At 65.0% G+C, this 21,060-nt stretch carries 19 protein-coding genes; 5 read left to right on the top strand and 14 right to left on the bottom strand.

Translation table 11 applies throughout. The features are described 5' to 3' along the window. Window positions 1-304 precede the first annotated feature (304 nt). The 5 genes from BJD12_RS16085 to ubiE form a co-directional block, all read right to left on the bottom strand. Window positions 305-934: an HAD family hydrolase gene (locus BJD12_RS16085; protein ID WP_005990282.1), complete on the bottom strand. Its 630-nt coding sequence runs from the start codon at window positions 932-934 to the stop codon at window positions 305-307. 3 nt (window positions 935-937) lie between these two features. Then, window positions 938-1,657 carry a hypothetical protein gene (locus BJD12_RS16080; RefSeq protein ID WP_005990281.1) on the bottom strand — a complete coding sequence of 240 codons (720 nt, stop codon included), beginning with the start codon at window positions 1,655-1,657 and terminating at the stop codon, window positions 938-940. A 487-nt stretch (window positions 1,658-2,144) separates the two neighbouring features. Beyond that, window positions 2,145-4,121 carry a M1 family metallopeptidase gene (locus tag BJD12_RS16075; protein ID WP_172797187.1) on the bottom strand — a complete coding sequence of 659 codons (1,977 nt, stop codon included), beginning with the start codon at window positions 4,119-4,121 and terminating at the stop codon, window positions 2,145-2,147. A gap of 119 nt (window positions 4,122-4,240) precedes the next feature. Next, window positions 4,241-5,131: a GGDEF domain-containing protein gene (locus tag BJD12_RS16070; RefSeq protein ID WP_005990278.1), complete on the bottom strand. Its 891-nt coding sequence runs from the start codon at window positions 5,129-5,131 to the stop codon at window positions 4,241-4,243. Between the two features lie 193 nt (window positions 5,132-5,324). After that, window positions 5,325-6,086 carry a bifunctional demethylmenaquinone methyltransferase/2-methoxy-6-polyprenyl-1,4-benzoquinol methylase UbiE gene (ubiE, locus tag BJD12_RS16065; RefSeq protein WP_005990276.1) on the bottom strand — a complete coding sequence of 254 codons (762 nt, stop codon included), beginning with the start codon at window positions 6,084-6,086 and terminating at the stop codon, window positions 5,325-5,327. Between the two features lie 87 nt (window positions 6,087-6,173). Here ubiE and BJD12_RS16060 point away from each other — a divergent pair, with 87 nt between their 5' ends. The 4 genes from BJD12_RS16060 (at window position 6,174) to BJD12_RS16045 (ending at window position 10,169) form a co-directional block, all read left to right on the top strand. Continuing rightward, on the top strand, window positions 6,174-7,823 hold the full coding sequence (locus BJD12_RS16060) for an MFS transporter (protein WP_058562783.1): 1,650 nt from the start codon (window positions 6,174-6,176) through the stop codon (window positions 7,821-7,823). Further along, window positions 7,820-8,908, top strand: a complete 1,089-nt coding sequence (locus tag BJD12_RS16055; RefSeq protein ID WP_058562784.1) for an HlyD family secretion protein — start codon at window positions 7,820-7,822, stop codon at window positions 8,906-8,908. The genes BJD12_RS16060 and BJD12_RS16055 overlap by 4 nt, the downstream gene beginning before the upstream one ends. A 308-nt stretch (window positions 8,909-9,216) precedes the next feature. Beyond that, window positions 9,217-9,717 (top strand): GNAT family N-acetyltransferase, encoded by a 501-nt coding sequence (locus tag BJD12_RS16050; RefSeq protein WP_005990258.1) that lies wholly within the window; start codon window positions 9,217-9,219, stop codon window positions 9,715-9,717. Continuing rightward, a complete protein-coding gene (locus BJD12_RS16045; protein ID WP_005990260.1) occupies window positions 9,714-10,169 on the top strand; it encodes a nucleoside deaminase in 456 nt (151 codons plus the stop codon). The genes BJD12_RS16050 and BJD12_RS16045 overlap by 4 nt, the downstream gene beginning before the upstream one ends. A 740-nt stretch (window positions 10,170-10,909) precedes the next feature. Here the strand turns inward: BJD12_RS16045 and hslU are convergent. The 9 genes from hslU to BJD12_RS15995 all read right to left on the bottom strand — a co-directional run bounded on the left by hslU (window position 10,910) and on the right by BJD12_RS15995 (window position 19,615). Further along, window positions 10,910-12,277, bottom strand: a complete 1,368-nt coding sequence (gene hslU / locus BJD12_RS16035) for an ATP-dependent protease ATPase subunit HslU (RefSeq protein WP_039421012.1) — start codon at window positions 12,275-12,277, stop codon at window positions 10,910-10,912. A gap of 110 nt (window positions 12,278-12,387) precedes the next feature. Beyond that, a complete protein-coding gene (gene hslV / locus BJD12_RS16030; RefSeq protein ID WP_005997221.1) occupies window positions 12,388-12,939 on the bottom strand; it encodes an ATP-dependent protease subunit HslV in 552 nt (183 codons plus the stop codon). Between the two features lie 262 nt (window positions 12,940-13,201). Beyond that, a complete protein-coding gene (locus BJD12_RS16025) occupies window positions 13,202-13,690 on the bottom strand; it encodes a DUF1203 domain-containing protein (protein WP_042828660.1) in 489 nt (162 codons plus the stop codon). A gap of 243 nt (window positions 13,691-13,933) precedes the next feature. Then, window positions 13,934-14,842, bottom strand: a complete 909-nt coding sequence (xerC, locus tag BJD12_RS16020; RefSeq protein WP_005997223.1) for a tyrosine recombinase XerC — start codon at window positions 14,840-14,842, stop codon at window positions 13,934-13,936. A 75-nt stretch (window positions 14,843-14,917) separates the two neighbouring features. After that, complete coding sequence (locus BJD12_RS16015) at window positions 14,918-15,589, bottom strand: DUF484 family protein (RefSeq protein WP_039421021.1); 672 nt, start codon at window positions 15,587-15,589, stop codon at window positions 14,918-14,920. Further along, window positions 15,589-16,440 carry a diaminopimelate epimerase gene (gene dapF, locus BJD12_RS16010; RefSeq protein WP_005997225.1) on the bottom strand — a complete coding sequence of 284 codons (852 nt, stop codon included), beginning with the start codon at window positions 16,438-16,440 and terminating at the stop codon, window positions 15,589-15,591. The genes BJD12_RS16015 and dapF overlap by 1 nt, the downstream gene beginning before the upstream one ends. Then, window positions 16,430-16,678, bottom strand: coding sequence for an LPS translocon maturation chaperone LptM (gene lptM / locus BJD12_RS16005; protein WP_005997227.1), 249 nt, complete (start codon window positions 16,676-16,678; stop codon window positions 16,430-16,432). Before lptM ends, dapF begins: the two co-directional genes overlap by 11 nt. Window positions 16,679-16,717: 39 nt before the next feature. Next, a complete protein-coding gene (locus BJD12_RS16000; protein WP_005997229.1) occupies window positions 16,718-17,116 on the bottom strand; it encodes a YbaN family protein in 399 nt (132 codons plus the stop codon). Window positions 17,117-17,503: 387 nt separating this feature from the next. Then, on the bottom strand, window positions 17,504-19,615 hold the full coding sequence (locus tag BJD12_RS15995) for a S9 family peptidase (RefSeq protein WP_042828656.1): 2,112 nt from the start codon (window positions 19,613-19,615) through the stop codon (window positions 17,504-17,506). A 109-nt stretch (window positions 19,616-19,724) separates the two neighbouring features. Here BJD12_RS15995 and BJD12_RS15985 point away from each other — a divergent pair, with 109 nt between their 5' ends. Beyond that, a complete protein-coding gene (locus BJD12_RS15985) occupies window positions 19,725-20,909 on the top strand; it encodes a pyridoxal phosphate-dependent aminotransferase (protein ID WP_005997233.1) in 1,185 nt (394 codons plus the stop codon). Window positions 20,910-21,060: the final 151 nt, after the last annotated feature.

The raw sequence follows: 21,060 nt of genomic DNA, 5'->3' as shown, positions 1-21,060 counted from the left end.
GGGATCTAAGGGACTGTTGATCCTTACCCTCACCCGCTCCCCGCGGGGGAAAGGGGCTAGAGCGCTGCGCTACGCGGCTGTTCAAGGTGCCCAGAAGGGGCGGATGAGGGGATGTGCGCAGCCCCATGCAGTTGCAGCGGCACCGCGGCTTCGCCCCCGTACCCTCGCCCCCGATCGCCTCCCGCGGGGAAAGAGACACTTGGCATATCGACGCGTGCCGGGCAGCGAGCCTCATTGCTCTCCGTTGCGGAGATGCGGCCGACATGGCAGTGCGCTCGGTCGCACAGAAGCGACTAACGCAAGCTCAGCCGTCTACGCGGGACTGCCATCGCTGCAACAGGTCGCTGCAATCGCGCAGGCGCCAGTCGGCCAGGCCCGGCCAGGGATCGCCGGGGGTATTGACCAGTACGGTGCCTGCGCCGACTGCGCGACCGCAGGCCAGGTCGTTGTGGTGGTCGCCGACCATGACCAAGGCGCTGCCATGCACCGACCAGCGCTGCTGGAAATACCGCAGGCCATCGGGCGCGGGTTTAGGCGCGGCCTCGTCGCGGCCGACGATGTCGTCCCAGGCAAAGGCATCGTGCAGGCCGATCGCCTCCAGCGTCACCTTCGCCAGACTGCGTGCGTTGCGGGTCAGCATGCCGAGGCGGCAGCCGTCGGCGTGCAGCGCGCGTACCAGTTCCTGCGCGCCGGGCGCGGGCTGCGCGGCTTCAGCCAGGCCACGCTCGTGCTCCAGCAACCAGGCGTGCTTGGCCTGCGCCTGATCGGCGGGCAATGCAGCCAGGTGCTGCAGGATGTCGTCTTCGGGCGGGATCTCCAGCGCGCGCCGGATCAACGCGAAATCGTGCACCGGCAGCGTGAGCGTGCCGTCCATGTCGAATACCCAATGCCGGTAGGCAGACAACGGCAACCGGGCAGTGCTTGCGCCATCCATGGATTATTTCCAGCCCGGCATCTGGGTGGTATCCAGCCCGCCGACCTCGAACTCTGCGGTGCGCGTGCCGCCGGCCTTGACCGGAAAGGCGATGCTGATGCGCTTGGCGTTGCGCACCACTTTCCACAGCGCCTTGTCGTCATCGATGAACATGGCGATCGCCTCGTCGGTATCGGGACGATGCGCGGCCATCGCGCGTGATGCGCCGCCATCGGCGACTACCTGCACCTTGCAGCCGCGGTAGCAATCAAAATCGCCGGCCTTGAGCACGAGGTAGCTGTGACGCTTCCACTGCGGGTGATCGCGGAAGACCAGGCTCACCGGCTTGGGGCCGCTGCCATCCACATCCACGCGTTCCTTGGCATCGATCATCGCCGAGCGCTGGGTGCCGCCCTTTGCCGGCACCTGCGAGTACTGCCAGAGCCCCTGCATGCGACGCAGTTCGCGCGCCTGCTCGCCCTTGGCCTTGATGTCGGCATAGCCGGGCTCGATGCGCGTGGCGGCGGCAGTGCCGGCATAGCCTTCGATCAAGGCCGCACCGTGCGCTCGCGCCATGTCCCAGTTCTGCGCCTTGACCGCTTCGTCGTATTGCTTGGCGAGCGCATCGGCCTGGGTTTCTTTCGCCTGTGCCTGCGCGGTTTCCTGCGCCTTGCGTTGCGCCTCGCGGTCGGTGCAGGCACTCAGGGCCGCGACGCACAAGATCGCGCTCAACAGATACTTCATCGTCGACTCCGGAAGACGTGGAAACCGCCCACAACAATAGCAGTCTGCCGTTGCACATCGCATGCATGCCGGCGAGCGTCGCTTGCGCGTCTGCAATGCGAAGGGACCGGCGCAATGCCATGTGGCGACGCGCTACCGGATCATGGGCAGGCGCCAGTGCAGCGCGCCGTCTGGCGTGCAGATCTTCCGCTCGTGCTCGCGAGGATGGCTGGCGCTGCATGGTGCTTGCCCTGTGCCATAACGTCGATCGACGACACGCACGCCTGTGCATTGAGCGATACGCGATGACCGCATGCAGCAACGTCGGTCCGTGGCCTTCGATCCCTTGCCCACCGTGATCTTCCGGGCGCGCCTTCTACACCGGTCACGTACCGCAGCGGCACGCTGCGACCCAGGCGCCGAGCAGCCAACTATCAAGCGACCAATAAAAAGGGAGCACAAAGCTCCCTTTTCATCGCAGGTGCGGGCAGTGACGCCGCCGCCGTGCTTACTGCTGCGTCGGCGTCGGCGCCGATGGCCCAGCAGAAGGTACCGCCGCCTTGGCCTTGGCGATCATCTCGGCCACCGAGGCGGTGGTGATCGGGTGATAGCTGGGTTTGGCTTTTTCGAAGGCCTGTTCGGCGAAGGCGATGCCGTCCGGGGTCTTCAATAGTTCGGCATAGATCGGCAACACCAGCTTGCGACGGCCCACGCGTTCGATGAACTCACCGGCGGCAGGACGTGCATCGGTATAGCCGCTGCGGAGTGCCAGCGGGTACCAGCGCATGGCGATCTCGCCGTTCGGCGTGCCGGTGAAGTGGTAGGCATCGTCCAGCTGCTTGAGCTGCTCGGGCGTCAAGGTGGCGCCCATGCCGCTGAGGAAATGCACCCATTCCTGCGTGCCCCATTCGCCGGTGACCTGCTTGCTCGGCAGCGTGCCGCTACCGCTCCAGGCGATGCGTGCGGTGTCGACGATCGAGAAGCTGCGCGAACGTGCCTTGGCCGCAAAAGCCGGGATGCCCGGCTGCTTCAGCCACGCATCCACTTCGGCCGCGCTCACGGTGTTGGGATGCTTGTCCAGCAGGTTCTTCTTGAGGTAATCGACGAACTGGTCGGTGGTGGCGCTCTGGAAGGCGTGATCGTCGAACCAGCCGCGCAGGAACGGGTCGAACACCTCGCGGCCGAAACGCTGCTCCAGGAACTGCAGGAACCAGGCGCCCTTGACGTAGGCCACCTGGCTCAAGGCGTCGTCGGGGTCGCGCTGCGCCAGCGGCGGCAACTCCAGCACCTGGTCGGCCGACGGCATCTCCTTCACTTCGGCCAGCAGATCGCCCTGGTCGATCTCACGCTCCATCTCGGCCATCTCCGCGCCGTACAGCGCCTCGGTGATGCGGGCCTGCACGTAGGTGGTGAAGCCCTCGTTGAGCCAGATATCCTTCCAGCTGGCGTTGGTCACCAGGTTGCCGGACCAGCTATGCGCCAACTCGTGCGCGACCAACGACACCAGCGATTTGTCGCCGACGATCACCGTCGGCGTGGCGAAAGTCAGGCGCGGGTTCTCCATGCCGCCGAACGGGAACGACGGCGGCAGCACCAGCATGTCGTAACGGCCCCAGCGATACGGGCCATAGAGTTTTTCGGCGGCACCGATCATCTTTTCGGTGTCTTCGAATTCCTTGGCGGCCTTGTCGGCCATGGCCGGCTCGGCCCACACGCCCGAGCGTGCGGAGATCGGCTTGAACACCACGTCGCCGGCGGCGATCGCCAGCAGATACGACGGAATCGGCTCGGGCATCTTGAAGCTGTAATCGCCGTCGCGTGCGGCCTTGGGGTCGTTGTCGGCGCTCATCAGCACCATCACGTCCGGGCGCGAGGTCACATGCGCGCTATAGGTGAAGCGCACGCTCGGGGTGTCCTGCAGCGGCACCCAGCTGCGCGCATGGATCGCCTGCGACTGGCTGAACATGAAAGGCAACTGCTTGCCTTCGGTCATCGACGGCTCAAGCCACTGCAGGCCCGAGGCGGTCGGTGCGGTGTGATAGGTGATCACGACCTTGGCGGGCTGGTTCGGGGCCTCGATGGTGAGCTTGCTGCCGAAGGTCTTGTCGACCGGCGCCAGCGCGAACTGCAGCGGCGTCAGGCCGCCCTTGCCGTCGTCGGCCTGCACCTGCGCAATGCTCAGCTCGCGCGTATCCAGCACCAGCTGTTTGGCGGCCTTGTCCTTCCACTCCAGCGTGTAGGTCGCGGTGCCGCCGATCTGCTTGGCATCGAAATCCAGCTTCAGATCCAGCGCCAGATCCTTGATCACGACCAACTGCGGCTGGGCGTAGGAACTTTCGTCGTGGTTGCGGGCGTCTGCTTTCACGGGAGCCTTGGCGGTGGCGGCCGGCGCAGCGGTGGTGGCAGCCGGCGATGTGGAATCGTTGGAACAGCCGGCCAGCGCAATGGACACGGCCAGGGACAGCGACAGGGACGGGAAGCGCATCGACGGCACCGCAGCAAGGGAATTGGCCATTTTAGCGCCCTGCGCCGATGCCTGCCCGTGCAATCGCGTGGGGGCGCAAGCGATGACCGCAGCTTGCCCGCGTTGCCGCGCTAATGCGGTCAGGTCACCGGGTGACTGCGCGGCGTGTCGTGCCCATCGCGCACCAGGCGCCGCCCGCCTGAAAATTTGGCGCGATACATCGCCGCATCCGCACGCCGATACAGTTCCGTGGCGTCCACGCCTTGCTCGCAGATCGCGCTGCCGGCACTCAGATGCAACGGTGCTTCTTCGCCATCTTCGCGTTCTAGCATCGATAGCCATTGATTGAGCTTGAGCGTGGCCTCGTCTTCGCTGGCGTGCACGCCGATCAGGAATTCGTCGCCACCCCAGCGTCCGATCCAGTCCTGCGCGCCCAGCCAGCCGTAGGCCGACTCCACCAGCCGCACCAACACGCGGTCGCCGGCCAGGTGGCCGAAGCGGTCGTTGATCGGCTTGAGGTTGTCCATGTCCAGCACGAACAACACGAACGGCCAACCTTCACGCTGGGCGGCAGTCACCGAATCGCGCATCGCCTGTTCGCAGCCGCGCCGGTTCAGCGCTTCGGTGAGCGGGTCGAACAGGGCATGCTTCTTGAGATCGCGCATGCCGGCATCGATCCCGCGCAAGCTGCGGTTGATCCCGCGCAGCAAGCGGCCCAGCTCGTCGTCGCCATGCTCGGGCAAGCTGGGCAGGCGTTGATCGGCGTAGTAGGTGTCCAGCGCGTCGGCGGCGATGCGCAACGGCGCCAGCAGGCGATACAGCGCAGACAGCGTCAAGGCAGTGCCCGCCAGCGTGGCAAGCAGGGCGACGATGATCACCGACCACAGCAGACGCCCTTCCAGCTCGCTCTGCGATGCCAGCCACGCGATCAACAACAGCAGCGGCAGGTGGATCCCGACGAAGGTCACCGCCAGCAACTTGGCGCTGAAGGAACGGGGAAACACGCGCGAGAGCCCGGCGTACAAGCGCATCAAACTCTCCGGCAAAAGAGCGCCTAGTGTCGCCGACAGATAGGGGAGCCAATGCGACGAAAGTCTCAGAAATTCGTTGGTGCGCGTACGCGTACGAACGACAAGACCGCATCAAGCGAACACAAGCGACGCCTGTGTGCGAGACGCGCGGCGCGATGCACGCGCCGCGTCGGCCATCAAGCGTGGACCGGGTTCAGATCTTGTAGCCGGAGTGAATCGCCACGATACCGCCAGTGAGATTTTTGTAGTGGCAGCGCGCGAATCCGGCATCGCCCATCATGCCCTTGAGCGAATCCTGCGGCGGATGCTTGCGGATGCTTTCGGCCAGGTACTGATAGCTGTCGGCATCGCGTGCGAACAGCTGTCCCAGCTTGGGCAGGATCTTGAACGAGTGGAAGTCGTAGATCGGCTTGAACCACTCAGCGGTGACTTCGGAGAATTCCAGCACACGTGCCTGGCCGCCCACCTTCAACACGCGATACATCTCGCGCAGTGCGGCATCCTTGTCGGTGACATTGCGCAGGCCAAAGGAGATGGTCACCAGATCGAAGCTCTGATCCGGGAATGGCAGCGCTTCGGCATTGCATTGCACGTAGTCGAAGCCAGCCACCAGGCCGCGGTTGGTCAGGCGGTCACGGCCCACCGACAACATGCCGGCGTTGATGTCGCCAAGCACCACGGCGCCTTCATCGCCCACGCGCTCCTTGAGCAGCACGGCGATGTCGCCGGTGCCGCCAGCCAGATCCAGCACGCGGTCGCCCGGCTTCACCTGCGCGGTCGCCACGAAGTAGCGTTTCCATGCGCGATGGACGCCCAGACTCATCAGGTCGTTCATCAGGTCGTAGTTGCGCGCGACCGAGGTGAACACCTCGCCGACCAGCTTCTGCTTGTCCTTGGCAGCGACATCGCGAAAGCCGAAATGGGTGGTACCGGAGGTATAGGGGGATTCGCTCATTCCTGGATTATCGCACTGCTGACGCCACCATGACCGCAACGGGACCACAATCGCGGACTCTTCCGCAACCGGCCCTGCGAGCATTGCGTGCCCGACAAGTACGCCCCACGCGACTGGCAGCCCCACGAAAAGCCCACCCTGCCGGGGTCGGCCTCCACGCCGCTGCACCCGACCCGACGCCGCATCCAGTACGGCCTGGTCGGCCTGGTGGTGGCACTGACCGGCGGGCTGAGCAATGCGTTGGTCACCGCCAACCTGCCCTACCTGCAAGGCAGCCTCGGCGCCTACGCCACCGAAATGGCCTGGCTGCCGGCGGCCTACGTGATGACCAACATGTCGGCCAACCTGTTGCTGGTGAAGTTTCGCCAGCAGTTCGGGCTGCGCCGCTTCACCGAGATTTTTCTGGCGCTGTATGCAGCCATCGCGCTGGCGCACTTGTTCGTGCACAGCCTGAGTTCGGCAATCACCGTGCGCGCGGCGCATGGCTTGGTCGGCGCGGCGCTCAGCTCGCTGGGCCTGTATTACGTGATCCAGGCCTTTCCCAACAAGTATCGGCTCAAAGCGGTGGTGCTGGGTCTGGGTGTGACCCAGTTGGCGTTGCCGCTGGCGCGGGTGTTCTCTACCGACCTGCTGGAATTCGGGCAGTGGCAGGGCTTGTACCTGTTCGAGTTCGGGCTGGCGATCTTCGCGCTGGCCTGCGTGCTGGCGCTCAAGCTGCCCCCCAGCGACCGCTACCGGGTGTTCGAGCCGCTGGACTTTGTCACCTTCTCCCTGTTTGCGGCCGGCGCGGCCGGGCTGGCGGCGGTGCTGTCGCTGGGACGGCTGCTGTGGTGGAGCAGCACGCCGTGGCTGGGCGTGGTGCTGGCGATATCCATCGTGCTGCTGTGTGCGGCGGCGTGGATCGAACACAACCGCCGCAACCCGATGATCAATACCCGCTGGCTGGCCAGTGCGGACATGCTGCGGCTGGGGTTGGCGATTCTGCTGATCCGGCTGGTGCTCTCGGAACAAAGCACCGGCGCGATCGGCTTCTTCCAGACCCTGGGGCTGGCCAACGATCAGCTGCAGACGTTGTTCGCGCTGATGTTGCTGGGTGCAGTCGCCGGAGTGGCAGCGAGCGCGTGGCTGATCAATCCGGCGCGCATCGCCGAGCACCTGATCATCGCCGTTGCGGCGATCTGTGTCGGGTGCTTCATGGATGCCGATGCCACCAGTCTCACCCGCCCGGAGCAGATGTATGTCAGCCAGTTTCTGCTCGCCTTCGGCAGCACCTTCTTCATTGGGCCGGCGATGGTAGCGGGCCTCGGCCGAGTGATTGCACAGCCGGGCAATCTGATCAGCTTCATCGTGCTGTTTGGCATGGCGCAGAATATGGGCGGGCTGCTCGGCAGCGCCCTGCTCGGCAGTGTGCAGATCCTGCGCGAAAAATACCATTCCAGTCAGTTGGTCGAGCATCTGGTGCTGACCGATCCGCAGGTGGCTGCGCGCGTGCAGGCATATGCAAGCCTGTATGGTCGCAGCATCGGTGACCCGACGCTGCGCCAGGCGCAGGGCGTGCGCACGCTGGGCGGTATTGCCACGCGCGAAGCCAACGTACTGGCTTATAACGACGTGTTTCTGCTGATCGGCTGTATCGCCATCGCCACCGGGCTGTGGATCCTGTCCGTGCTGGTGTGGCGACGCTATCTGCGCCCTCCCGTATCACCCTCCCCTTCTGCTTCCACCGCGCGCCCATGACTACCTCTGCCGACCCCACTGCCGATACCAACCGCGCCCGTCGTCGCCGCCGTCGCATCACCGGCGCGATTGGCTTTGGCGGGCTGGCCCTGGTCGGCGTGGCGCTGGTGCTGTACGCATGGCGGCTGCCGCCGTTCGTCAGCGCCATCGAGCGCACCGAAAACGCCATGGTGCACGGGCAGATCACCGTGATTGCGCCGCAGGTCAGCGGCTATGTCACCGAGGTGCCGGTGCAGGATTTTGCGCATGTCACACGCGGCCAACTGCTGGCCACCATCGACAACCGCATCTACGCCCAGCAGCTCGAACAGGCCAAGGCGCAGGTGCAGACCGCGCAGGCCAACCTCGCCAATTGGGAGCAGCAACGCCATAGCGCAGAGGCGGCCATTACCGAACAACGCGCAGCGCTGAGCAGCAATCAGGCCCTACGCGATCGCACCCGCTCGGCGTATGCGCGTGCGCAACAGCTGGCCAACCAGAAACTGGTATCCGAGCAGGACCGCGACACCGCCTTCGCTGCGCGTGCGCAGGCCGATGCCGGCGTGGCGCAGGCGCGTGCGGCGGTGCAGGCCGCGGAGGAAAACGCAGGCAGCGTCACCGTCAATCGCGCCGCGCTGGAAGCGGCGGTAGCCAATGCGCAGGCGGCGGTGCAACTGGCGCAGATCAACCTGGACAACACGCGCATCCTCGCCCCGCGCGACGGCCAGCTCGGCCAGCTCGGCGTGCGCCAGGGCGCCTATGTCACCAACGGCACGCAGTTGATGGCGCTGGTGCCGGACACGCTGTGGATCGTGGCCAATTTCAAGGAAACCCAGATGGCGAAGATCCGCATCGGCCAACGCGCCAGCTTTACCGTCGATGCGCTGGATAACGCACGCCTGCAAGGCCGCGTGCAGGAAATCTCCCCGGCCGCCGGCTCGGAATTCAGCGTGCTGCCGGCCGACAACGCCACCGGCAACTTCGTCAAGATCGCCCAGCGCATTCCGCTGCGCATCAGCGTCGATCCCGACCAGCCGCTGGCGCCGCGCCTGCGCCCGGGCATGTCGGTCGTGGTGGCGGTCGATACAGACAGCACGACCGATTGAACGCTGACGACGCCACGCGCCAACGGCAGCTAGCAGAGCGACTGCGCTCACCGCCAGACCGGCGCGACCGGTGTTCGGTGCGGCATGGACCATGCATCCACTGCGGCTCTGCGTCCGCAGTCCATACCTAGCGGACGACTGCACGCTACGTTTTTTAGGCGCTCCATGCGATCGGGACGGCAGACGGCGACAGCATCGAGGACATCAATACTTGCTTCAGCGCCCACGCCCCAGTCGCCCGCGATGCGTGTTGTCCGCACAGCGCTCATCTGTCTGCCGCGCGCAGGCGATGCCGTTATCATGCGCCGATGTCCTCCACACCCACGCATCCCTTGCACTGGCAGCAGCTGCGCTTTGCGCAGATGAGCACAACGCAGTTGTACGCGTTGCTGCAGCTGCGCACGGACGTGTTCGTGGTGGAGCAGCAATGCGCCTACCCGGAGCTGGATGGCAAGGACACCGATCCTGGCGTGCTACATGTCCTGGGCACCACCCACGCCACTGCGTTGGCGGCCTACCTGCGCGTGCTGCCGCCGGGCCTGAGTTATGCCGAACCCAGCATCGGCCGCGTGGTGGTCGCCGCTGCGTCTCGCGGCACTGGCGTGGCGCACGCGCTGTTGCGCGAAGGCATCCGGTTGGTGCACATGCACTGGCCGGGCAGCGCGATCCAGCTCGGTGCGCAGGCGCATCTGCAATCGTTCTACGCGGCGCATGGGTTTGCGCCGTCGTCCGCGCCGTATCTGGAAGACGGCATCCCGCATCTCGACATGCTGCGCCCTGCCGGCGCGGCCACGATGGAGTCCACATGATCACCACCCCCGACTACCGCGCATTGCTCGATACCGCCATTGCCGAAGCCCGCCAGGGCCTGGCCGAAGGCGGCATCCCGATTGGTGCGGCGCTGTATCACAACGACGGGCGCCTGCTCGGCTGCGGCCACAACCGCCGCGTGCAGGAAAACGACCCGTCCGTGCACGGCGAAACCGATGCTTTCCGCAAGGCTGGCCGCCAGCGCCGCTACAAGGACACCATCATGGTGACCACGCTGGCGCCGTGCTGGTACTGCAGCGGGCTGGTGCGCCAGTTCAACATCGGCACCGTGGTGGTGGGCGAGTCGGTCACCTTCCAGGGTGGCATCGCCTGGCTACGCGAACATGGCGTCAACGTGATCGACCTGCAAAGCCAGGAATGCATCGACCTGCTGGGCGGCTATATCGCTGCCAATCCGGATGTCTGGAACGAAGACATCGGCGAGGACTGAGCGGTTTGCGAGATGGAACGGGCAAATGTGCGGTGCGGGTGACAGCTGAGGTGCTGCCTGCATCCGTCCTTCGTGCACTTTCCGCTGCACGCGCGGGAACGGAAGACTGCAACGAGAAGGCAGTCGTGTGGCGTAATGCGCTTGGCTTGGGCGGCTGACAGACGACTCCAAGCCGGTCTATTGCAGAGCCGACCAGTTGGGCCTTCGTTTCGGGGGACTGATCTGCAGGCTGGCTGCAGGGCCCTTGCCCGCCCACCATCGCAGGACACGCCGCAGGTACGTCCGTGTAGGCTCTGGCGCGGCATCCATGCCGCTCAAGGTCCGGCAAGGTTCCGCGACGATGGGCGGGCAAGGGCCATCGAAGATGGTCGGTGTGCGTGGCGCAAGCAAGGCATGGCGTCTGCTGGTGACCAACGCGTCCGGTAATCTTCCCGAGGCACACCGAGCAACGAGCCCGCGTTAAGAAAGCAGCGGACCAACGTCCTGGCGCGGTGTCCTCACCGATTGCGGGACCCTGCGGCGGCATCGATGCCGCCGAGGAGCCTCCAGGGAAGGATTTACGGCGTGTCCCGCGAGCGGTGAGGGCGCCGCGCCCTCGACCGACTCAGCGTTGACCGCATCTGGGAGATGCGGCTGACAAAACCACCGCCCCAGCGCCGTCTCGCGATCCGTTACTGGTGCGCAACGCACTCGGCGCGTCTGCGGATTGCACTCGGCATCGGCGCGCAGGTGCGCTGCGATCAGAGGATGTAGCGGCTCAGGTCCGGGTCCTGCACCAGCTCACCCAACTGCGCATCCACATACGCCGCGTCCACGGTGACGCTCTGGCCGTCGCGGTCCGGCGCTTCGTAACTCAGCACGTCGAGCAAACGCTCAAGCACGGTGTGCAAACGGCGCGCACCGATATTCTCCTGCCGCTCGTTGACCTGCGCGGCAATCTCGGCCAGGCGGTCAACAGCATCCGCACCGAACGTCAGCGTCACGCCCTCGGTCTGCAGCAGGGCTTCGTACTGCTTGATCAACGCGGCCTTGGGCTCGGTGAGAATGCGCACGAAATCGGCCTTGGTCAGCGCGGTCAATTCCACCCGGATCGGAAAGCGGCCCTGCAACTCCGGAATCAGGTCGCTGGGCTTTGCCAGATGGAAGGCGCCAGAGGCGATGAACAGGATATGGTCGGTCTTGACCGTGCCGTACTTGGTCGACACGTTGGAGCCTTCCACCAGCGGCAGCAGATCGCGCTGCACGCCTTCGCGACTGACATCGCCGCCATTGGATCCGGCTTCGCCGCGCTTGGCGACCTTGTCGATTTCATCGATGAACACGATGCCGTGCTGCTCGCAAGCCTCGATCGCCGCTGCGCGCACATCGTCTTCGTTGACCAGCTTGCCGGCTTCTTCTTCGATCAAGAGCGGGCGCGCTGCCTTGATGGTGAGCTTGCGTTTCTGCGACTTGCCGCTGCCCAGATTGGAAAACATCTGCCGCAGCTGTTGGCCCATTTCTTCCATGCCCGGCGGGGTCATGATGTCCATGCTGGCATTGACGGCAACTTCCAGTTCGATCTCGCGCTCGTCCAGCTCGCCATTGCGCAGCATGCGGCGGAACTTGATGCGGGTGTCGTTGTCTTGCGACGACGGCTCGTTGCGCGCGGCTTCGGGATCGAAACCAATCCCTGCTGCGCGGCGCGGCAACAGCGCATCAAGAATGCGATCTTCGGCACGCTCTTCGGCCTGGTTGCGCACGCGCACCTTGGCCTGTTCGCGATACAACTTGACCGAGGTGTCGGCCAGATCGCGAATGATCTGCTCCACGTCCTTGCCCACGTAACCGACTTCGGTAAAGCGCGTGGCCTCCACCTTGACGAACGGTGCGTTGGCCAGGGTCGCCAGACGTCGCGCGATCTCGGTCTTGCCGACGCCGGTGGGGCCGATCATCAGGATGTTCTTGGGCATCACTTCGTTACGCAGCTCTTCGGGCAACTGCATGCGGCGCCAACGATTGCGCAGCGCAATGGCCACCGCGCGCTTGGCGTCGTGCTGGCCAACGATATGACGGTCGAGCTCCTGCACGATTTCGCGCGGGGTCATGGTTGAGGTATCAGGATTTGGCATTGGGAGAATCGAAAATAGGGAAGGGGAATCGCAAGAGCGGGATGCAAGAGTCTGGGTCGTTGAAGTGGAGACGAAACCGCTGTTGCGATTCCCGATTCCCCACTACCGAATCACAGCTCTTCGACCACCACGTTGCGATTGGTATAGATGCAGATATCGCCGGCGATGTTGATCGCCTCGGTGGCGATGGTCTTGGCGTCCAGTTCGGTATGCGCCAGCAGCGCGCGTGCGGCCGACAAGGCATAGGAGCCACCGGAACCGATCGCGATGATGCCGTCTTCCGGCTCGATCACATCGCCGGTGCCGCTGATGATCAACGAGGTCTCTTTGTCGGCGACGGCCAGCAATGCTTCCAGCTTGCCCAGGCGGCGCTCGGTGCGCCAATCCTTGGCCAGCTCCACGGCAGCGCGGGTCAACTGCCCATGCTTGTCGAGCTTGGCTTCGAACAGTTCGAACAGCGTAAACGCATCGGCGGCAGCACCGGCAAACCCGGCCAGCACCTGACCCTCGCGACCGAGCCGGCGCACCTTGCGCGCATTGCCCTTCATGACGGTGTGGCCGAGCGTGACCTGGCCATCGCCGGCCACGGCGACGTGCCCACCACGCCGAACCGAAATGATGGTGGTGGCGTGAACGATGTTGGGATTCTGGCTGGGGTCCATGGGTCCTCCGGGGGTTTCCAATGAGGTGGGGACGCCCCTGCCGGGTTCAAGCGCTGCGACCATGCGCCGCATCGGCAGGGAGCGCACGCGCGGGCAGCGCTTACCCGTGACCGCCACCGGCATGTGGGCGGCGGATCAACGCGTGCAGGCCTGCTTCGCGCAGGTCCGCTGCGAGCTGTTGCATCGCGACCGGCTTGCCGTTGGCCGATCCATCACTCGAGCGCACGGTCGCGCCACACGCCCCGGAGCCCGTACGAGGCATTCAGTCAGACGCAGCGCCTGCGGCGCGATCTGCGCGACACGCGTAGCAGCCCTGACGCGCATGATGCAGATGCACGTAGGCGATCTGCGCGTCGTCCAGACATGCGTGCAGCCACGCTGCGACGTGCTCGCCTGCACACACCTCGGCGGTCGCCAGATGATGGCGGTGATCGTAAGCCCGTAGCGAGATCAGCCGCGATCGAATCGCCGCCGGCACTGCATCCGGTTCCAGCTGCGCAAGCGCCGCTACGGCGCGCACAAAGATCGGCCCGCTCGCGCGGTACGGCGAATCGGCCGCCTGATGCAGATACGGCAACAGCAGCAAGTGCTCACCCGCGCGCGCGTCCTGCAGGCTGACACGACACGGAAATCCGTGGTCGGCATCAGCGATCACGCGCACTGCCTGGTGGCTGGTCAACGCAACCTCATCAAGGACGTGCAGATGGGCGAACAGGGCCGGATCGAGTCCGGTCAAACGAAACGAGGCCATGGCGATCTTCCGGAGAGGGAGGCGCAGCGTGACGCGCGCCTGCCGACCCTGCTCGCCGTCTTCGGACATGGCAGCGCGTAAGTTCGCTCAAGCAACTCTTCCACTGCGGGAGAGGCTTGGGTACCGATGCCTGCAACGGTCAGTCAGCCACGCCCGTCAACCGCGCGTGGCTGCACGCACCTCAATCGGCAACCTCCTGCGCGGCACACGCCCCGATCCGCGACGTCAGGCACCGCGCCCAACTCACTCGGCAGCTTTCTTGCGCCTGGCCCGTGGATGCGCGGCGTCGTAGACCTTGGCCAGGTGCTGGAAATCCAGGTGCGTGTAGATCTGCGTGGTGGCGATATCGGAATGACCGAGCAATTCCTGCACGCCGCGCAGGTCACCGGACGATTCGAGGATATGGCTGGCAAAACTGTGCCGCAGCATATGCGGATGCACGTCCTTGAACATGCCTTGGCGCACGGCCAGTTGCTTGATGCGGATCTGCACCGCACGCTGCGAAATCGCACCGCCAGCGCGCCCGGGGAAGACATGCGTTTCGGCACGCCCGCCGCTGTCGCGCTGCCACTCGCGCAAGGCCGCGATCGCATGCGAGCCCACCGGCACCAGGCGCTGTTTGCCGCCCTTGCCCAGCACCATCACCAAGCCGCTGGCCAGATCCAGGTCGCGCCAGCGCAGCGCGCAGAGTTCGCTCAAGCGCAGCCCCGACGAATAGAACAGTTCCAGCAAGGCGCGGTCGCGTAACCCTAGCGGCGCATCGGTGGGCACTTCGACCAGGCGCACGGCCTCATCGGCATCGAGCACCTGCGGCAGCTTGCGCGGCGCCTTGGGCGCACGCAACGCCGCTGCGGGGCTGGCCGTAATACGGCCATGCTTGAGCAACCAGGCGTAATAGCTGCGGCAGGCGGACAGGCGCCGTTGCAGGCTCTTGGCGGACAGGCCGCGCCGGTGTTCTGCCGCAACAAACTGGCGCAGCTGCGCGCTGTCCAGTTGTGCGACATCCAACGCAACCGCAACACCCGCATCATTCTTCTGCTCGGCCGCCCAGCTCAGCAGCGCAGCAAGATCGCGCCGATACGCATCCAGCGTGTGTGCCGACACCTGACGTTCGACCTGCAGGTACGCCAGGAAGGCTTCGACCGACGACATCTCAACGGTTCTGCTGCCGCAGCATCGACGCTGCGGTGTACAGCAGGCCGCACACTGCATGGCCTGCCACCAGGATCACGCCGCGAAACGCTGCAGCGCCACGCCGAGCGACTCGCCCATCATGCGCAGGAACAAGGTGCCCATGCCGGGGTAAAACCGGTTGGCATCGCTGCTGCCGACCGCGATCAAGCCGATTCCCGGCAATGGCAGCAACGCCGTGGATTGCACAACGTCGGCCTGGTCGGCATACAGCAGCGCATGTTTTTCGGCCTGCAGCCGGCCGCAGATCGGTTCGCCATCGCTCAGGCAGTCGCGAAACGGGGCCAGCCGTGCATCGTCGGCGGCGATCACCTGCAGCCAATCGGCTTCAAGCCCTGCGACCGGCGCGAGCACTACCAGCCGCACCAGCTCGCCGTTGAAATCTTCCGCCAGCGACGCAGCCATCGCCTTGAGCGTATCGGCGGCCGTGCTCTGGCGCATCAATGCCAGCGTGAGTTGATGGGTGCGCACCGCCAGCCGCTCATTGACCTGCGCATTGCTGCCCAGCTCGTGCAGACGCCGCGACAGCTCGCGGTTCTTGTCGCGCAACACTTCCAGCTGATAGGTCGCCAGCGACGCGGTAGGGCCGTCGTCGCGCGGCACCAGCAGGCTCACCGCCAGATCAGGGAACTGCTTGAGAAAGGTGGGATGGCGACGCAACCAGGTCGCGACTTCATGCGCACCGAACTTGTCCGTGTTGTCGCTCATCAGTTCCATTCTCCATCGAAGACAAACACCGCCGGGCCGGACATCACCACTTCCTGCGCATCGCCTGGCCAGCGGATGCGCAGCTCGCCGCCGGGCAACGACACGCGCACGTCGCGTTCGACCCGGCCGCGCTGCATCAGTACCGCCGCAGCCGCACACGCTCCGCTGCCGCAGGCCAGCGTTTCGCCGACGCCGCGCTCGAACACGCGCAGACGCACGTGCGTGGAGTCCACGACCTGCGCAAACCCTACGTTGACCGAATTGGGGAATGCAGCGTTTTGCTGCAGCAAGGCGCCCACACGCTCGACCGGGGCGGCGTCGACACGGCCTACCTCCAGCACGGCATGAGGGTTGCCCATCGACACTGCGCCAAAGCGGACCGTCTCGCCGTGCACGGGCAGTGCATATTCGTCGCGCGCATGCGCGAATCCCGCCAGCGGAATCTGCGCAGGCTCGAACTGTGGCACGCCCATGGCGACCGAGTAGGTTTCCGCGTCCACCCGCTCCACCGCATGCGCGGTGACCGGGCTGTCGATGATGAAACGCTCGCCGTGTGCGGTTCCGTCGCGCACCAGCCAGGCCGCGACGCAGCGTGCACCGTTGCCGCATTGACGCGCGGCCGAGCCATCGGAATTCCAGATGCCGTAGGCGGCCACGGCGTCTTCGCTGCGCGGCGCCTCGATGGTCAGGATCTGATCGCAGCCGACCCCGAAATGCCGGTCTGCGAGGCGTGCCGCCAGTACGGCGTCCGGTGGGGGCGTGCCGTCGCGCAGGTCCAGCACCACGAAATCGTTACCGGCGCCATGCATTTTGGTGAAACGCAGACGCTCGCTGCGGCCGTCAGCGCTCATTGCCGCTGCTAGCGGGCTGGTCGGTGGTGGATGCGGGCTTGGTGTCGGTCTCTACCGGCGCAGGCGTGGACTCGTCCAGCGGTTGTGGCGCATCCGGCGGCTGCGGCACGGGCTGGGCTTCCACCGGCACCGGCTTCTGCGGCATCACCAGCGGGCCCTTGTTGCCGCAGGCGGCAAGCAGGACAAAGGTCGCACCAACCAGTGCGAGACGAACGGAAGGTCGGGACATGATGCTCATGGACCGAAGTATAGCCAGAACACCCTGACTGCCGTGCGCTCAGTGCGGGGCTTGCAGCGCGCGCGGCGGCGGCTCCGGGCGCAGCCACAGCCAGATCGCCACCACTGCCATGCTGCCGATCGACAGGCATTTCACCCAGGACACCGGAACGCACCACAGCATGATGCCGGCGCAGACGGTCATCGTCAGTGTCGCCATCCACTTGGCCTTGCGACTGACCGCCCGATAGGTCTGCCACTCCACGATCGCCGGCCCGAAGCGCGGATGCGACAACAGCCATCCATGCAGGCGTTCGGACCCGCGCGACGCCGCCCAGGCCGAGATCAGAATGAACACGGTGGTCGGCAGCCCCGGCACAAAGATCCCGACGATGCCGGTCGCCAGGCTGGCATACGCCAGCAACCACCAGGCCCAGCGAAATCGGTTCGGTCGCGTCATGCGCAAATGATACGGCCAGAGCGGGGTGAGGTGGTCTGGCCTGCGCGCTACCGGTGCAGCACTGCGGGGCCGCTGGAGGCGTTGGCCACACAGCAGCACCGTTCCCCACGCACCTCGCCAGACGGGGCGAGGCGCCAAATCGCGCTACGCCCAGACGAGGGTGCCTTGTCGGCCACGCGTGGCTGCGGTGCTCGGCTCGCTTTCGAGCAACGGGAGGAGCAAGAGGCAAGAGCAACGCACTCAAGCGGAAGCAACGGTAGAAGGCAGCAGCACGGGACGGAGAACGGAAACCAGCCGCCCAGCCCAACGCACTGCACCAACCACCAAAACCTCAGCCCTCCGCTTTGACCAATCCCGACTCCCGACTCCCCACTTCCGGCTCCTCAGCTACTTGACCCCCAACTGGTCCAGCACGAACGCATACGACTCCGCCAATTCGCGGTAACGGCGGAAACGGCCGGACTTGCCGCCATGCCCGGCTTCCATATTGGTGCGGAACACAATCGGATCCTTGCCGGTGTTGTCATCGCGCAGCTTGGCCACCCACTTGGCCGGCTCCCAATACTGCACCTGCGAATCCCACAGACCGGTGCCGACGAACATGGCCGGGTACGCCTGCTTGCGCACGTTGTCGTAGGGCGAATACGACAGCATGTAGTCGTAGTAGTCCTTGGTTTCCGGATTGCCCCACTCGTCGTATTCGTTGGTGGTCAACGGAATGCTGGCGTCCAGCATGGTGGTGACCACATCGACGAATGGCACCTGCGCCACCAGCACGCGGTAATCCTGCGGCGCCATGTTGGCTACCGCGCCCATCAACAGGCCGCCGGCGCTGCCGCCGGACGCCGCCACGCGCTCCTTGGAGGCATAGCCCTGTGCGACCAGCCCGCGGGTGACGTCCACGAAATCGTTGAAGGTGTTCTTCTTGTGCAGCAGCTTGCCGTCGTCGTACCACTTGCGACCCATTTCCTGGCCGCCGCGGATGTGCGCGATGGCGTACACCACACCACGGTCCAGCAGGCTGACCGCCGGCAGATTGAACGACGGGTCCATCGACATGCCGTAGCTGCCGTACGCGTACTGGAACAACGCGGCAGTGCCGTCTTTCTTGAAGCCTTTCTTGTAGACCAGCGATACCGGCACCTTGACGCCGTCGCGGGCCGTGACCCACACGCGTTCGGTCACATACTTGCTTGGGTCGTAGCCGATCACCGGCTGCTGCTTGAGCAACTTGCGCTCGCCGGTGGCGGTGTTGAGTTCGTAGGTGGTGGCCGGCGTAGTCAGCGAGGTGTAGCTGTAACGCAGCCACGCGGTGTCCGGTTCGGGGTTGACCGACAGCCCCATCGAATACGCCGGCTCGTCGGCCTTGACATACTCGTGGCTGCCATCGCGCTTGAGCAGCCGCACGCGCTCCAGGCCGCCGGAACGTTCTTCGATGGCGGTGAACCCATCGAACAGCTCGAAGTTTTCGATGTAGACGTTGTCGTCGTGCGCCACCCAGTCGGTCCACTGCTTGCGCGTGGTGGCATCGGTGGGCGCGGTTACCAGCTTGAAGTTCTCGGCGCCATCGGCATTGGTGCGGATCACCCAACGCCCGTCGAAATGCTCTGCGCTGTACTCCACGTCGCGCTCGCGCTTGGCCAGCACCTTGAAGGTGTCCGGCTTGGCGGCCAGCGCATAACGTGTTTCCGACGACACCGTGCTTTCCACGGCGATGGTGATGTACTTGTCGTCGCGGGTACGCCCCACGCCCATGTAGAAACTGTCGTCCTTCTCTTCATAGACCAGCACGTCGTCCTTGGACGCAGTGCCCAGGACGTGTTTCTTGACGCGCACGGTGAGCAGCGTTTCCGGGTCGTTTTCGACGTAGAAAACGGTCTTGTTGTCGTCGGCCCACACCACGTTCGGGGAGACGCCTTCCACGCTGTCCGGATAGATCTCGCCCGTGTCCAGATTCTTGAAGCGAATGGTGTATTGACGGCGGCCGATGGCATCGTCGGCCCAGGCGAGAATGCGGTTGTCCTGACTGACCGCCGTCTCGCCCACGCTGAAATACCCCTTGCCTTGCGCCAGCTGGTTGACGTCCAGCAGGATTTCTTCCGGCGCCTCCATGCCGCCCTTGCGACGCGCCTGGATCGGGTAGTCCTTACCGGCTTCGAAGCGGGTGTAATACCAATAGCCGCGTTCGCGATACGGCACGCTGGCATCGTCCTGCTTGATGCGCCCGACGATCTCGGTATAGAGCGTGTCTTCCAACGCCTTGAGCGGCGCCATCACCGTGTCGGTGTAGGCATTTTCGGCGTCCAGATAGGCCAGCATCGCCTTGTCTTCGCGCTTGTCGTCGCGCAACCAGTAATAGTCGTCGTTGCGGGTGGCACCAAACGGCGCCTTGACCACGTGCGGATGCTTGGCGACGTCTGGCGGCGACGGAAGAGCAGCAAAAGAGGGAGCGGATGTAGTCATCAGGCTGGCGATCAACAAGGTCAGGACAGGCTTCATCAGATTGGGGTCCGTTGGATGAACGCAATGCCATCCCAGCACCCGAGTGTGGAAGAGCCTGTCGCCGGGCGTCATGTGTCCTAGGTCATGCTGGTCTATCATCTTCGTTATGGACTCCTTGCTTTCGCCCGCGCCGGGCTACAGCCGCCGCAGCCAGGACATCGCGCCGTTCCATGTGATGTCGCTGCTGGCCCGCGCCAATGCGCTCGAACAGGCCGGTCATGATGTGATCCACCTGGAAATCGGCGAGCCCGATTTCACCACTGCCGCGCCGATCGTGGCCGCCGGGCAAGCCGCATTGGCCGCCGGCCATACCCGCTACACCGCCGCACGCGGGCTGCCCGCACTGCGCGAGGCGATTGCCGGGTTTTACGCGCAACGTTATGGCCACAGCGTCGACCCGGAGCGGATCCTGGTTACGCCAGGCGGCTCGGGCGCGCTGCTATTGGCCAGCAGCCTGTTGGTGGACCCGGGCAAACACTGGCTGCTCGCCGACCCGGGGTATCCGTGCAACCGGCACTTCCTGCGCCTGGTCGAAGGTGCTGCGCAGCTGGTGCCGGTCGGGCCGGACACCGACTATCAGCTGACACCAGCACTGGTGGACGCGTGTTGGAACGCCGATAGCGTCGGTGCCCTGGTGGCGTCGCCGGCCAATCCGACCGGCAGTGTGCTATCGCGCACGCAACTGGCCGCGTTGTCGCAGGCGTTGCGTGCACGCCGCGGGCACCTGGTGGTGGACGAGATTTACCATGGCCTGACCTATGGCCTGGACGCGCATAGCGTGCTGGAAGTCGACGACGGTGCATTCGTCTTGAACAGTTTTTCCAAGTACTTCGGCATGACCGGCTGGCGCCTGGGTTGGCTGATCGCCCCGCCCGACGCCGTGCCCGAGCTGGAGAAACTTGCGCAGAATCTCTACATCAGCGCCTCGACCATTGCGCAGCACGCAGCGCTTGCGTGTTTCACACCAGAGAGCATCGCCATCTTCGAAGCGCGCCGCGCGCAGTTCCAGCAACGTCGCGACTTTCTGCTGCCCGCCCTGCGCGGACTAGGCTTCCACATCGCCGTCGAGCCACAAGGCGCGTTCTATCTCTACGCCGATATCAGCGCGTTTTCGGACAACGCGCAGGCGTTCTGCGCGCACTTCCTGGAAACCGAGCACGTCGCCTTCACCCCCGGCGTCGACTTCGGTTTCCATCGCGCCAACCAGCACGTGCGCATTGCCTACACCCAAAGCCTGCCGCGCCTGGAACAGGCAGTGGAGCGCATTGCGCGCGGGTTACGTAGTCTGTAGACGCATCTTGCATGACGCCAAGAGCACTGCAATCCAGAAAGCGTTGTGAGCGTGACCTCGCGGTCAATCGCCTCCTTGCAAGACGCTGCACTGAGAACCGCTATCACTCGCGCAGACCGTGCCTGCTCAAATTTTCAAAGCGATAGAACTG

Source organism: Xanthomonas vesicatoria ATCC 35937, from assembly GCF_001908725.1.
Taxonomy (GTDB): Bacteria; Pseudomonadota; Gammaproteobacteria; order Xanthomonadales; family Xanthomonadaceae; genus Xanthomonas; species Xanthomonas vesicatoria.
The sequence above is the reverse complement of the archived record's forward strand: the minus strand, read 5'-3'. Positions and strand labels throughout refer to the sequence as shown.

What these genes read in the sequence shown, in the direction of transcription:
- BJD12_RS16085 (WP_005990282.1), bottom strand. Translation starts at nt 934, where the DNA reads ATGGATGGCGCAAGCACTGCCCGGTTGCCGTTGTCTGCCTACCGGCAT.
- BJD12_RS16080 (WP_005990281.1), bottom strand. Translation starts at nt 1,657, where the DNA reads ATGAAGTATCTGTTGAGCGCGATCTTGTGCGTCGCGGCCCTGAGTGCC.
- BJD12_RS16075 (WP_172797187.1), bottom strand. Translation starts at nt 4,121, where the DNA reads ATGCGCTTCCCGTCCCTGTCGCTGTCCCTGGCCGTGTCCATTGCGCTG.
- BJD12_RS16070 (WP_005990278.1), bottom strand. Translation starts at nt 5,131, where the DNA reads ATGCGCTTGTACGCCGGGCTCTCGCGCGTGTTTCCCCGTTCCTTCAGC.
- ubiE (WP_005990276.1), bottom strand. Translation starts at nt 6,086, where the DNA reads ATGAGCGAATCCCCCTATACCTCCGGTACCACCCATTTCGGCTTTCGC.
- BJD12_RS16055 (WP_058562784.1), top strand. Translation starts at nt 7,820, where the DNA reads ATGACTACCTCTGCCGACCCCACTGCCGATACCAACCGCGCCCGTCGT.
- BJD12_RS16050 (WP_005990258.1), top strand. Translation starts at nt 9,217, where the DNA reads ATGTCCTCCACACCCACGCATCCCTTGCACTGGCAGCAGCTGCGCTTT.
- BJD12_RS16045 (WP_005990260.1), top strand. Translation starts at nt 9,714, where the DNA reads ATGATCACCACCCCCGACTACCGCGCATTGCTCGATACCGCCATTGCC.
- hslU (WP_039421012.1), bottom strand. Translation starts at nt 12,277, where the DNA reads ATGCCAAATCCTGATACCTCAACCATGACCCCGCGCGAAATCGTGCAG.
- hslV (WP_005997221.1), bottom strand. Translation starts at nt 12,939, where the DNA reads ATGGACCCCAGCCAGAATCCCAACATCGTTCACGCCACCACCATCATT.
- BJD12_RS16025 (WP_042828660.1), bottom strand. Translation starts at nt 13,690, where the DNA reads ATGGCCTCGTTTCGTTTGACCGGACTCGATCCGGCCCTGTTCGCCCAT.
- xerC (WP_005997223.1), bottom strand. Translation starts at nt 14,842, where the DNA reads ATGTCGTCGGTCGAAGCCTTCCTGGCGTACCTGCAGGTCGAACGTCAG.
- BJD12_RS16015 (WP_039421021.1), bottom strand. Translation starts at nt 15,589, where the DNA reads ATGAGCGACAACACGGACAAGTTCGGTGCGCATGAAGTCGCGACCTGG.
- dapF (WP_005997225.1), bottom strand. Translation starts at nt 16,440, where the DNA reads ATGAGCGCTGACGGCCGCAGCGAGCGTCTGCGTTTCACCAAAATGCAT.
- lptM (WP_005997227.1), bottom strand. Translation starts at nt 16,678, where the DNA reads ATGAGCATCATGTCCCGACCTTCCGTTCGTCTCGCACTGGTTGGTGCG.
- BJD12_RS16000 (WP_005997229.1), bottom strand. Translation starts at nt 17,116, where the DNA reads ATGACGCGACCGAACCGATTTCGCTGGGCCTGGTGGTTGCTGGCGTAT.
- BJD12_RS15995 (WP_042828656.1), bottom strand. Translation starts at nt 19,615, where the DNA reads ATGAAGCCTGTCCTGACCTTGTTGATCGCCAGCCTGATGACTACATCC.
- BJD12_RS15985 (WP_005997233.1), top strand. Translation starts at nt 19,725, where the DNA reads ATGGACTCCTTGCTTTCGCCCGCGCCGGGCTACAGCCGCCGCAGCCAG.